The sequence below is a fragment of the Mycobacterium sp. HUMS_12744610 genome (genome assembly GCF_041206865.1).
Taxonomy (GTDB): domain Bacteria; phylum Actinomycetota; class Actinomycetes; order Mycobacteriales; family Mycobacteriaceae; genus Mycobacterium; species Mycobacterium servetii.
This window is the reverse complement of sequence record NZ_JBGEDP010000001.1, coordinates 1,178,714-1,190,447: the sequence shown is the minus strand read 5'-3', so window position 1 is coordinate 1,190,447 and position 11,734 is coordinate 1,178,714. Positions and strand designations below refer to the sequence as shown.

Below are 11,734 nucleotides of genomic sequence, written 5' to 3'. Positions count from 1 at the left end.
ATGTCTCCTGCGCTACCCGGACAAGTGGAAGTTGCCGTTGGAGCCATAGATGGACAGCGATACCAGCAGCGTCACCGAGACGACCACGATCAGCGACGTGCGCACCGCGTTGCCGGTCGCGACGCCGACACCGGCCGGCCCGCCGGAGGCGAAGTAACCGAAGTACGTATGGATCAACAAGATCGTGAGCGCCATCAAAACGGCTTGCAGGAACGACCACAACAGGTCGATGGGGTTCAGGAAGGTCGTGAAGTAGTGCTGGTACAGGCCGCCGGACTGGCCGAACAACACCACCGTCACGAACTGGCTGGCCATGAAAGACAGGATGACGGCGATCGAATACAACGGGGTGATGGCCAGCATCCCGGCCACGATGCGGGTGCTCACCAGGTAGGACACCGGCCGAATCGCCATGGATTCCAGCGCGTCGATCTCCTCGTTGATCCGCATGGCACCCAACTGCGCGGTGACGCCGGCACCGAACGTGGCCGCGAGACCGATTCCCGCGACGATCGGCGCCGCGATGCGAACGTTGATGAAGGCCGCCAAAAAACCCGTCAGCGCCTCGATGCCGATGTTGCCCAGCGAGCTGTAGCCCTGCACGGCCAGCGTGCCGCCGGCGGCCAGGGTCAAAAAGCCCACGATCGCCAGGGTCCCGCCGATCATGGCCAAAGTCCCGGCGCCCATGCTGATTTCGGCGACCAGGCGAATGACTTCCCGCCGGTAGTGCGTGAACGCGAACGGAACGCCGGCGAGCGCCTTGCCGTAGAAGAGCGTGTGATCGCCGATTCGGCCCAAGGTGGCGACCGGCTTGTCGAGTTGTCGCGTCAGACGCGGGTAGGCGGCTCGCAGCGTCACAGTGTGTCCTCACACCTCCTTCGGAGTTCTTCTACTTGGCCGACATCCGGATGCCGATCGCGGTGACGACGACGTTGACCACGAACAGCGACATGAACGCGTAGACCACCGTCTCATTGACGGCGTTGCCGACGGCCTTGGCGCCACCGGAGGTGATCGTCAGCCCGCGGTAGCACGCGACCAGCCCGGCGATCAGACCGAAAAGCGCTGCCTTGACGCAGGAGATGATGACCTCGGGCACGCCGGTGAGCAGGGTGATGCCGGCGGCGAACGCGCCGGGGTTGACGTCCTGGACGAACACCGAGAAGACGTATCCGCCCACGATGCCGATGATGACCACCAGGCTGTTGAGCAGCAGGGCCACCAGTCCCGCCGCCAGCATGCGGGGGGTCACCAGGCGCTGGATCGGGTTGATGCCCAGCACCTCCATCGCGTCGATCTCCTCGCGGATCGTTCGCGATCCCAGGTCCGCGCACATCGCCGTGGCCCCGGCGCCGGCCACGATCAGCACCGTCACCATGGGACCGACCTGGGTCACCGCGCCGAACGCGGCACCCGCACCGGAGAGGTCCGCGGCACCGAGTTCCCGCAACAGGATGTTGAGGGTGAAGCTGACCAGCACGGTGAAGGGGATGGCCACCAGCAAGGTGGGCGCGATCGCGACCCGCGCGACGAACCACGACTGTTCGAGGAACTCGCGCCATTGGAAGGGCCGGCGGAACAGGAACCGGACCGCGTCGGCCGACATCGCGAACAGGCCACCGATGGCCTCCATGGGCTTCGAGCCGCGCCCCAGCGAGATGCCCGCTGTCCAGCGCTCCGCGCCTCTACTCGCCATCGTTGCCACGCTCCTCCGGACTTGTGGCATCGGAACGAACCACGCTGTGCGCCAGACCGATCCGGGGCCGCCGGACGTGGCCGGCGGTCGCGGCTACAGCGTCGACCGTCCTCACGCCGGTCCTCCGTTCTGTTGCGTGAGTGGACACTCCGAAACACAGGTGGCCGAACAAGCCCCCATGGCTTGAAGCGTCCGGCGATTATGACTCATGCGGCGTCCAGGCGGAACCCAAACCGCGCAACCGTTATCAGGCGGCCCGTATTCACAGAATCCGGGAAGTACCGCCACGTTCCAACGGAAGTGGCGGTCGGCTCGAGCGTCGCTGGCAACGTTGGTCCTAGGTGACGGCGCCGGCCGTCTTGAGCTCGATGATGCGGTCCCAGTCGAGGCCGATCTCCATCAGGATCTCGTCGGTCTGCTCGGCGAACCCGGGCGCCGGGCCCGTCTGCGGGGCTCCGACATCGAACTGGACCGGGTTGGCGACGAGTTCGAGTTCGCCCGCGCGCACGATGTACTCGTTGGACCGGACCTGTGCGTCGTCGGCGGCCTGCAGGGTGTCCTGGACCGGGGCCCACGGCCCCGCGAGCGTGGCGAAGCGTTCGCGCCACTCGGCCAGCGTGCGCGCACCGATGGCCTTGGTCAGGATCTCCACCGCGTCGGCGGTGTTGGCGGCGATCTTCTCCGTCGTGGAGAACCGCGGGTCGTCGGCCAGTTCCGGTAGGTCGACGTGGCGGCACACGTCGGCCCAGAACTTGGTGGGCTGCATCATCACCAGGGAGATGTAGCGGCCGTCCGATGTCGCGTACACCCCCACCAGCGGGTTGATCGGCGAGCCGTGCACACCGGGCGGCGGCGCCTCCAGTCGCTGACCCAGATGCGTCGTCAACGCCACCGTGTGGCCCATCGACCACAGGCCGCTGCCCAGCAGCGAGACGTCCACGACCGACGGCTCGCCGGTGCGCTCCCGCTTGAGCAGCGCCGCGGCGATGCCACCGGCGAGGTTGGTGCCCGAGATCGTGTCGCCGTAGGCCGGCCCGGGCGGCCCGATCATGCCCGGCGTCCCGGGCGGCGTGATGGTGGCGGCGGTTCCGGCCCGGCACCAGAAGGCGGTCATGTCGTAGCCGCCCTTCTCCGACTCCGCGCCGCGCGGGCCGAGCGCGCTGCCGCGCGCGTAGATGATGTCGGGGTTGACCGCGCGGATGTCGTCGACGTCGATGCCGAACTTCTTGCGGTGTCCGGGCAGGAAGCTGGTCAGGAACACGTCCGAGCGGCGAACCAGCTCGTAGAGCACGTCCTTGCCCTCGGGTATCGACATGTCCAGCCCGATGCTTCGCTTGAGCCGGTTGGCGTGTTCGATGTTGGGGTTCGGGTCGCCCTCGACGCGCAGCATGCCGGTCTGCCGCAGGCCGCGCTGCGGGTCACCGGTCACCGCGTGCGACCTTGATCACGTCGGCGCCCCATTCGGCCAGCACCGCGCCGGCCGACGGGACGAACCCGTACATTGCGACCTCCAGGACGCGGATGCCCTCCAGCGGCCTCACGCGCGACCACCCGTCTCGCGCCTTGTCGGGGGCTTCAAGCAGTCGGGGCTGGGCTGGTCGAGGCAGCGGATCCGGGACGCAACATCGGTCGACCGGCTGGTGGTGTCGAATGCCTGCCGGGCCGCCGCCGCGTCCGCGACTGCTTCCGCGGTGTCCTGCACTGGCATTCGTACCCCTTATTGTGGTGCCGGTCACGAAAATTTGGTTCTCCTACGGGGCGAATCTTACATTCGTGTCTCGAAAATTCAAGAAAGTCCCGCGGTCGGGATCAGCGCGCTGACCAGCGGCACAAACGCTCCCACGGCGGCTCCACAGGCCCCTCGGCGCAGGCTGAGCGCGGTTTCGCGGCGATGTTGCACGCCGATCCGGCGTGAGAGTAAGGTTCTCATAATTGTAAGGGAGATTCTTTGTGAATGAGATGGCCGCGTCAATGACGTCGATGACGGGGACGTCCCCGTGGATGGGGACATGAAGACCGCAGTGGTGACCGGGGGCGGCTCCGGCATCGGGCTGGCCGTGGCGAACCGCCTGCGCGCCGACGGTCTCGATGTCGCCACGCTCGACCTGAATCCGTCCGACGCCGATTTCGCATTCACCGCCGACGTCACCGACCGGTCGCAGGTGGACGCCGCCCTGTCGGCGATCCGCGCCCAGCTGGGCCCCGTGACGGTGCTGGTGAACGCCGCTGGTCTGGACGGGTTCAAACGGTTCAACAACCTCACGTTCGAGGACTGGCAGCGCGTGATCGACGTCAACCTCAACGGGGTCTTCCACACGATCCAGGCGGTGCTGCCCGACATGGTGCAGGCCGGGTGGGGCCGCATCGTCAACATCTCCTCGTCGAGCACCCACTCCGGCGCTCCTTATATGAGCCACTACGTGGCGGCCAAGTCCGCGGTCAACGGGCTCACCAAGTCGCTCGCGCTCGAGTACGGGCCGAGCGGCATCACGGTCAACGCCGTGCCGCCGGGGTTCATCGACACCCCCATGCTGCGCGCCGCCGAGAAGAACGGGTTCCTCGGCAGCATCGAGGAGACCATCGCCCGCACTCCGGTGCGCCGGATGGGCAAGCCCGAAGACATCGCCGCCGCGTGCGCTTTCCTCGTCTCCGAGGAGGCCGGCTACATCACCGGTCAGATCCTGGGCGTCAACGGCGGCCGCAACACCTGAAGCACCCGGCCAATCGATTCATAAGGAGAAGTGGTGGGAGACGGCGCAGTGGGGCGCGTTGCCGGAAAGGTCGCCTTCGTCACCGGTGCGGCGCGGGGTCAGGGCCGCAGCCACGCGGTGCGCCTGGCCGAGGAAGGCGCCGACATCATCGCCGTCGACCTGTGCTGCGACATCGACACCATCGGTTACCCCATGGCCGCACCCGAGGATCTCGACGAGACCGCCCGGCTCGTCGAGAAGACCGGCCAGGCGGTGGTGACCGCGCATGCCGACGTGCGTGACGCCGGCCAGTTGCGGGACGCGCTGGGCAGCGGCCTCGCCGAGTTCGGCCGGCTCGACATCGTGGTGGCCCAGGCCGGCATCGCCGGCATGAGGGGCGAGCCGCCGCTCCAGGCGTGGTGCGACGTGATCAACACCAATTTGGTCGGCACCATCAACGCCATTCAGGTCGCGCTGCCGCACCTGGGTTCCGGGGCCTCGATCATCGCAACCGGATCCACCGCCGCGCTGATGGACACGGCCAAGAAGGACAACCCCGGGACGGACCCCGGCGGCATGGCCTACATCCACTCCAAACGCGGGATCGCCCACTACGTGCACGACCTCGCGACGGAGTTGGCGCCGTTGGGGATTCGCGCCAACGCCATCCACCCGACGAACACCAACACGCCGATGCTGCAGAGCGAGCCGATGTACCGCTCGTTCCGGCCGGACCTGGAAAAGCCGGCGCGGGCCGACGCGGAGCCGGTGTTCGGCGTGCAGCAGGCGATGAGGATTCCCTACGTCGAGCCGGAGGACATCAGCAACGCCGTGCTGTGGCTGGCCTCCGACGAGGCCCGCTACGTCACCGGCATGCAGTTGCGCGTCGACGCCGGCGGCTACCTCAAGTGGCACGACTACCAGCAGTGAGCCCATAGAACCATCGGAGGAGTCACCGTGAAAGTCTGGGTTGATCCAGAACGCTGCCAGGGCCACACCCTGTGTTCGATGATCGCTCCGGAGTCCTTCCGGCTCAGCGACATCGACGGCAGCTCGTCGGCGATCGACGAAGTGGTGCCGGCCGACCGGCAGGCCAAGGTCCGCGAGGCCGCGCAATCGTGTCCCGAGCAGGCCATCATCATCACGGACGAAAGCTAAAGGGAGACAGCGCCTTGAGCGTCGACGCCGTCGTGAGCGACAGCGACCGCAAGAAGCACCGGTACCAGTTCGAGCGGCACTCCCCGGAGTACCGCAACCGCTTCGAGCAGATCACCAAGGAGATGCACGCCACGTGCCCGATGGCGTGGAGCGACACCTACGGCGGGCACTGGGTCGCGGCGGGCAGCCACGAGGTGTTCGAGCTCGCCCGCTGCCCCGCGGTGTCCAACGACCACGACATCCACAACGAACGCCGCGGCTACAAGGGCATTTCGATTCCCACCGCCAGCCGGATCAACCAGGTGCGGGGTGGGATCCTGGAAATGGACAACCCCGAGCACCACATCTACCGCAGCGTGCTCAACCCCTACCTGTCACCGGCCGCCGTCAAGCGCTGGGAGCCCTTCGTCAACGACGTGACGCGCGCCTGCCTCGACGAGCAGATCGAAGAGGGCCGCATCGACTTCGTCGACGATCTGGCCAACGTGGTGCCCGCCGTGCTGACGCTGGCGATGATGGGAATCCCGCTGAAGAACTGGCAGATGTACAGCGAGCCCACCCACGCCGCGGTGTACACCCCCGAGCACTCCCCCGACATCCAACGGGTCACCGAGATGCACCGGCAGATGGGGATCGACCTCGTCAACAACATGATCGAGATCCGCAACAACCCGCGGCCGGGGCTGGTCAACGCGCTGCTCGAGATGCGGATCGACGGCGAGCCCGCCCCGGATCTGGAGATCCTCGGCAACCTCGGGCTGATCATCGGCGGCGGCTTCGACACCACGACCGCCCTGACCGCCCATTCGCTGGAATGGCTTTCGGAGCATCCTGCCGAGCGCGAGCTGCTCAGCCGGGAGCGCGACACGCTGCTCGACCCGGCGACCGAGGAGTTCCTGCGCTACTTCACCCCGGCGCCCGGCGACGGTAGGACGTTCTCCGACGACGTCGAACTCGACGGGACACAGTTCAAGGAAGGCGAGCGGCTGTGGATCTCGTGGGCTATGGCCAACCGCGACCCCGCGGTGTTCCACGACCCGGACGAGATCATCCTCAACCGTAAAGGCAACCGGCACTTCAGTTTCGGGCTCGGCGTGCACCGGTGCGCCGGGTCGAACGTGGCGCGTACCGTGTTCAAGTCCATGCTGACCGCGGTGCTCGACCGGATGCCCGACTACCGCTGCGACCCCGAGGGCACCGTCCACTACGAGACCATCGGCGTCATCCAGGGCATGCGCAAACTGCCGGCGACCTTCACGCCGGGTCAGCGGATCGGCGCGGGACTCGACGAGACCCTGGACAAGCTGCAGCGCATCTGCGACGAGCAGGAGCTCGCGCGGCCAATCACCGAGCGCAAGGAAGCCGCCGTCATCGACTAGGTGGCCCGGCTTCGTCTGCTCGCGCCGGCTCAGCCCCTCGGCAGGCCCAGCACGCGCTGGGCGATGATGTTGCGCTGGATCTCCGAGGTGCCCCCCGCGATCGTCCCGCTGAAGCTGCGGGCGAAGCGCTCGAACCAGCTGGCGAAATAATGGTCGAGGTTCATGTGCGCATACGGGCCGCTCTGCCCCGGGTGCACGAGCCCGTCGGGTCCGGCGGAGGTCAGCGCGAGGTCCATCGCCCGCAACTCGGCCTCGGACCCGAGCAGCTTGAGCACCGAGATGGCCGCGGTGTCGTCCTCGCCACGGGCCGCGCCGGCCAGCGCCACCGAACCCAGCAGGCGCAGGGCCTGCTTGTCCATGATCGTGGTGGCGTACTGGTCGCGCTCGACCTCCGTGGTGGGGGAAAAGTCGTCGATCATGTTGCCGAGCCGGTCGGCGAAGCCCAGCCACATCATGGTGCGCTCGTGCCCGAGGGATCCGTTGGCCACTCGCCAGCCCTCGTTCAGCGCCCCTACCAGGTTCTCGGCCGGCACCCGCGCGTCGGTGAAGAAGACCTCGTTGAAATCCAGGTCATCGGCGGAGCAGATGGACGGAAACGGCCGGCGCTGAACGCCCGGGGTGTCGGTCGGGATCACCAGGGCGCTAATGCCCTTGTGTTTGGGGGCATCGGGGTTCGTCCGCACGAAGGTCAGCAACACGTCGGCGTCGTGGGCCCCCGATGTCCACACCTTCTGGCCGTTGACCACGAAGTGGTCGCCGTCGAGGATGGCGCGGGTACGCAGGGACGCCAGGTCGGACCCGGCGCTGGGTTCGCTCATACCCAGCGACGCGGTGATCTCGGCCCGCAGGATCGGTACCGCCCAGCGGCGCTTCTGCTCATCGCTGCCGAACGACAACAGCGACGCCGCAACGATATTCACGCCCTGCGGGTTGAAGCTGTGATAGATCCGCCGTCGACTGAGTTCCTCCAGGTAGACGAACTGCTGGACGACCGTCGCGTTGCGGCCGCCGAACTCCGGGGGCTGAGCGGGCAGCAGCCAGCCGTTGTCGAACAGCAGCCGCTGCCAACGGCGTGCCCACTGCGGCATGTGGGACACCGACCGGGGACGCTCGACCGTTTCACTTGCGGGGGGCAGGTTTTCGTCGAGGAAGGACGCAAACGCCGCCCGGAACGCCTCGACGTCGGGATCAAAAGTCAGCCGCACGGTACTCCTCCGCGATCCGCGCGCGGTGTTCCGCGGCTCCGCCGAGCATCAACTCCCCCGCCTTGGCGCGCTTGAGCGCGAATTGCAGGTCGTTCTCCCACGTGAACCCCATGGCGCCGAAAAGCTGTAGGCCGTGCCGGAATACCAGCGACTGACACTCTCCCGCAGACGCCTTGGCCATCGCGGCCGCCAGCCGGCGCCGGGGGTCGTCGGCAGCGATCGTCAACGCCGCGAAGTATGCCAGCGCCCGGGCCCGTTGCACCGCGACGTGCATGTCCGCCGCCTTGTGCTGCACGGCCTGGAACGACCCGATGGGCACACCGAACTGGTGCCGGTTGCGGACGTGGTCGAGTACCAGATCGAGGATGCGCTGGCACGCGCCCACCATCGTGACCGCCATGCCGGCCAACGCCACATGGTGTGCGCGCTCCCGGTCGACCGCGAGCCGGGCCTCGTCGGGCACCCGGACACCGCAGAACGACAGGTCGGCGACGTGTAGGACGGGGTCGAAGACCGCCGACCGGCGGGCCGACACCTGGCCGGCCTCCGCGAGGAACACCCCGGCTTCGGTGACCACCGCGAACCGGTCGACGCGATCCCCGTCGAGCACGTGGCGCGCCGTGCCGTCCAGCACCCAGCCGTCGGCGTCCCGGTGCGCCGTCACGCCGGCACGCACGGCGGTGCCCGACTCGTGGGGGTCGAAGCGGTCCGCCGCCAACGGAGCGAACTGGCTCATCGTCGCCAGGAACGGGGTCGGGTCGGTCGCGTAACCCAATTCCTCGAGCACGATGGCGAGTTCCACCATGCTGTCCGGATCGCTCAGTTCGGTCCAGCCCTGGTCCACGTAGGACTTCCACAGCGGGCTCGGGTCCACGCCGTCCTCGGCGATGCTGCGGACCAGGGAGGGCGGGCATTGCTTGGTGAGCGCGTCTCGCACCGTGCTCTGCCACAGCCGCTGATCGGCATCGAACTCCAACAGCATCCCGGCCGCCTCCTGTCGTCACCGCCACCGCGAGAATACCATTCTCTCATACGGAAGTAATGATCTCGGAAACTGGCTATTGGCTGTTGAGAACGGTGGGCCGAGGGCGGCTATGCGTCCCCGGCCCGTGCAGAACCCGAGATTTATCGTCTTACCTACTGCCCCAACGGCTTTCGCCGCAGTAGAATTGCGGCCAGGCCCCAAAAACGTGGAGGCCGAGGGCGAGAACTCGCCCTCGGCCTCCACGTAAGGTGCGCGGTGAAGCTATCCGCGGCTCACCCCGCCTAGTCCTTCCACACGAGCTGATCGTTGGCGTCCACCGGGGTGAAGACGACGCTGTTGCGCTGCGCGCCGCCGTTGACGGTGAAGTACAGCTTTCCGCTCCGGCTCTGGCCCGCGGGGATCTCGCCGGCAGGAAGGCCGTCGGGGTTGTTCCCGAGGACCGCTGAGTAATTCGCGCCATTGGGGCCTACGGCATGGAAATCGCCGATGTGCGGGGTGACAAAGCCTTTGACGGTCTTGATGGTGGCGTCGGCTTCCAATACGCCGTCGTTGTGGCCGCTGGGCTTGAGGTTACCCACGGTGATGTCGGCGACGTCGGCGCCGTTGTTCGAGCTGGCCTCCTCCATCGTACCGAAGGGCTTGGCCGGGGCGGCGCTGGCCGATGTCGCCGTGAAGATCGCTGCCGCGGCGAGTCCGGCGACGGCCGCAGCTGTCTTGACAGTCGCTTGGAATGTCACGTTGGACTCCTTCTTGCACACCGATTTCCGTGATGTCGTGGCGGCCACGGTGCTCGGCCACCACACTGCACACGTAGGTTTCCCACCGTTGTAGTGACCGCGAAGTCTCGGCGCGGTATTTGTCGCTTCGTCCAAGCGCGTCAAACGCTTCCCGGCGGAGGGATTGGCTGAGCACGGGCGTGACCGAGGACGGTAACGCCCCCGGTCAAATGGAGCCGCTGCTCGCTATGCCGTCGCCTTCAGCCCTTCCAGACGAGCTGGTCTGCGTTGTTTCCGGTGCTGTACACGACGCTGTCCGGCTGGGTACCGCCGTTGACACCGAAGTAGAGCTTGACGCTGCGCGAGCTACCCGGGGCGATGGGCTGATTGGTCAGACCGTCCGGGTTCCTTCCCTCGATCGCGGTGTACTTCGACCCATCGCCCGCCTGGGCGTTGAAGTCGCCGATGACCGGGGTGACGGCGCCTTTCGCGGACTTGACCGTGACGTCGGCAACCCATAGCCCGTCGTTGTTGCCGCTGCGCTTCAGGTTGCTCACGGTGTAATCGGCAACCTCGCTGCCGCCAGCAGCAGCCAGCTCTTCCATCGTCCCGAATTTGCCGGTCTGGGCTGCCGCCGGTGTCGCCGCGAAGACGGCCGCCACCGCCAGTCCGGCCGCTTCTGCGCGGGTTGTCCTCGCACGGTCACGGCGGCTGGGCGTCGGGTGCGCCGACCTGTTGACGAGAAGCGACCGCTCAGGCCAGAGAACGAAGAGCGGCAACGACGTCGTCGGCGGGATCGCCCCAGTGGTCGAGGTTCACGGCCTCTGCGAGCGGGCGGCGACGGACCACACCGTGCCTGCCCCTGGGCCATCCGACCACGACATGCCCGGCCACCAGCCAGTCCTCGGGCACACCGACTGCGTCCCGCAGAAGTCGCTCGCCCCCATACGACGCCCAGCCGGTCAGGCAAGCCCCCAGGCCCTGCGCACGGGCGGCCAGCAAAAAGTTCTGCATGGCGGGGAAGATCGATCCTCCCAGCAGCAGTTGCGACGTAGTCGCAAAATGCTGCTGGGCGAACAACACCGAGGTGAACTCACCTGCGCGATCATGCAATTCGTAGGTCGCACGATAGGTGCGGGCACGGCGGCTGTTATCGTCGGCGGCGGGACGGCTCATGCCGTACACGGGCTCGATCACCTCCAGCGCGTGGGCCGCGGCCTTGGCCACGACGGCGCGCTGCTCGGGGGATCGCAGCACGACGAAACGCCAGCGCTGCGCGTTGGCGCCGGAGGGCGCCCAGGTAGCTGCCTGTAAGCACCGTGCCAGCGTCGCGTCGTCGACCGGTTCGTCCGTGAATCGCCGGATCGTCCGAGCCGTCGACATCACCTCCCAGACGTCGTCGCTTGCTCCGGTCATGACCGCTCCCTTCCGGCACCAGCTTCTGGCTGCAACCTATCGTGATACCACCACAGCGGCGGCCGGGGCATTCCCGTTTCCCGGCAGGCTGATTCGGCGACAATGCGCAATCAGGTGGCAAACGCCGCGACGAAGGAGAACACCGGTGGATCGCGAAACTTACCGGCGGGGCCTCGAAATTCGCTCCGCAGTCCTGGGTGAGGCCTATGTCAACCAGGCGCTGGCCGACGCGGACGACTTCAGCCGGCCGTTGCAGGACCTCGTCACCGAATACTGCTCGGGCGCCGTCTGGGGCCGTGAGGCGCTGCCGCGGAAGACTCGCAGCATGCCAACGAACTGCGCACGCACGTCAAGGCCGCACTGACCAACGGCGTCACCCGCGAGGAGATCCGGGAGATCTTTCTGCAGGTCGCGCTCTACGCCGGCGTGCCGGTTGACAGCTTCCACATCGCCCGGGAAACGTTCGCCGAAGCGGGGCAGGACTAGGAG

At 67.2% G+C, this 11,734-nt stretch carries 11 protein-coding genes and 2 pseudogenes; 5 read left to right on the top strand and 8 right to left on the bottom strand.

Annotation, left to right across the window (positions count from 1 at the left end; genetic code table 11):
* Positions 1 to 12: 12 nt before the first annotated feature.
* The 3 genes and pseudogenes from AB8998_RS06030 to AB8998_RS06020 form a co-directional block, all read right to left on the bottom strand.
* Entirely contained in the window at positions 13 to 858 is an 846-nt protein-coding gene (locus AB8998_RS06030) for an ABC transporter permease (RefSeq protein ID WP_369737050.1), read from the bottom strand.
* Between the two features lie 31 nt (positions 859 to 889).
* Positions 890 to 1,696: an MlaE family ABC transporter permease gene (locus AB8998_RS06025; protein ID WP_369737049.1), complete on the bottom strand. Its 807-nt coding sequence runs from the start codon at positions 1,694 to 1,696 to the stop codon at positions 890 to 892.
* 337 nt (positions 1,697 to 2,033) lie between these two features.
* Positions 2,034 to 3,237: pseudogene (locus tag AB8998_RS06020) on the bottom strand (CaiB/BaiF CoA transferase family protein).
* Positions 3,238 to 3,705: 468 nt separating this feature from the next.
* Between AB8998_RS06020 and AB8998_RS06015 the strand changes: the two are divergent.
* From AB8998_RS06015 to AB8998_RS06000, 4 genes are read left to right on the top strand one after another with little or no spacing between them, the layout of a single operon-like run.
* On the top strand, positions 3,706 to 4,407 hold the full coding sequence (locus AB8998_RS06015) for an SDR family NAD(P)-dependent oxidoreductase (protein ID WP_369737048.1): 702 nt from the start codon (positions 3,706 to 3,708) through the stop codon (positions 4,405 to 4,407).
* 48 nt (positions 4,408 to 4,455) lie between these two features.
* Positions 4,456 to 5,316, top strand: a complete 861-nt coding sequence (locus AB8998_RS06010; protein WP_369741445.1) for a mycofactocin-coupled SDR family oxidoreductase — start codon at positions 4,456 to 4,458, stop codon at positions 5,314 to 5,316.
* Positions 5,317 to 5,343: 27 nt separating this feature from the next.
* Positions 5,344 to 5,544, top strand: a complete 201-nt coding sequence (locus tag AB8998_RS06005) for a ferredoxin (protein WP_369737047.1) — start codon at positions 5,344 to 5,346, stop codon at positions 5,542 to 5,544.
* Between the two features lie 14 nt (positions 5,545 to 5,558).
* Positions 5,559 to 6,923, top strand: coding sequence for a cytochrome P450 (locus AB8998_RS06000; RefSeq protein ID WP_369737046.1), 1,365 nt, complete (start codon positions 5,559 to 5,561; stop codon positions 6,921 to 6,923).
* A gap of 29 nt (positions 6,924 to 6,952) precedes the next feature.
* On the opposite strand, the gene AB8998_RS05995 is transcribed toward AB8998_RS06000, so the two are convergent.
* The 5 genes from AB8998_RS05995 to AB8998_RS05975 form a co-directional block, all read right to left on the bottom strand.
* Positions 6,953 to 8,128 (bottom strand): acyl-CoA dehydrogenase family protein, encoded by a 1,176-nt coding sequence (locus AB8998_RS05995; protein WP_369737045.1) that lies wholly within the window; start codon positions 8,126 to 8,128, stop codon positions 6,953 to 6,955.
* Positions 8,112 to 9,110 carry an acyl-CoA dehydrogenase family protein gene (locus tag AB8998_RS05990; RefSeq protein ID WP_369737044.1) on the bottom strand — a complete coding sequence of 333 codons (999 nt, stop codon included), beginning with the start codon at positions 9,108 to 9,110 and terminating at the stop codon, positions 8,112 to 8,114. The genes AB8998_RS05995 and AB8998_RS05990 overlap by 17 nt, the downstream gene beginning before the upstream one ends.
* A 284-nt stretch (positions 9,111 to 9,394) precedes the next feature.
* Positions 9,395 to 9,898, bottom strand: a complete 504-nt coding sequence (locus AB8998_RS05985; protein WP_369737043.1) for a DUF1942 domain-containing protein — start codon at positions 9,896 to 9,898, stop codon at positions 9,395 to 9,397.
* Positions 9,899 to 10,089: 191 nt separating this feature from the next.
* Entirely contained in the window at positions 10,090 to 10,491 is a 402-nt protein-coding gene (locus AB8998_RS05980; protein ID WP_369737042.1) for a DUF1942 domain-containing protein, read from the bottom strand.
* A 91-nt stretch (positions 10,492 to 10,582) separates the two neighbouring features.
* Positions 10,583 to 11,245, bottom strand: a complete 663-nt coding sequence (locus tag AB8998_RS05975) for a nitroreductase family protein (RefSeq protein WP_369737041.1) — start codon at positions 11,243 to 11,245, stop codon at positions 10,583 to 10,585.
* Positions 11,246 to 11,390: 145 nt separating this feature from the next.
* Here AB8998_RS05975 and AB8998_RS05970 point away from each other — a divergent pair.
* Positions 11,391 to 11,731, top strand: a pseudogene (locus AB8998_RS05970) (carboxymuconolactone decarboxylase family protein).
* Positions 11,732 to 11,734 lie beyond the last annotated feature (3 nt).

Excerpts from the sequence above, each read along its gene's own strand:
- AB8998_RS06025 (WP_369737049.1), bottom strand. The coding sequence starts at position 1,696 with ATGGCGAGTAGAGGCGCGGAGCGCTGGACAGCGGGCATCTCGCTGGGG.
- AB8998_RS06015 (WP_369737048.1), top strand. The coding sequence starts at position 3,706 with ATGAAGACCGCAGTGGTGACCGGGGGCGGCTCCGGCATCGGGCTGGCC.
- AB8998_RS05990 (WP_369737044.1), bottom strand. The coding sequence starts at position 9,110 with ATGCTGTTGGAGTTCGATGCCGATCAGCGGCTGTGGCAGAGCACGGTG.
- AB8998_RS05975 (WP_369737041.1), bottom strand. The coding sequence starts at position 11,245 with ATGACCGGAGCAAGCGACGACGTCTGGGAGGTGATGTCGACGGCTCGG.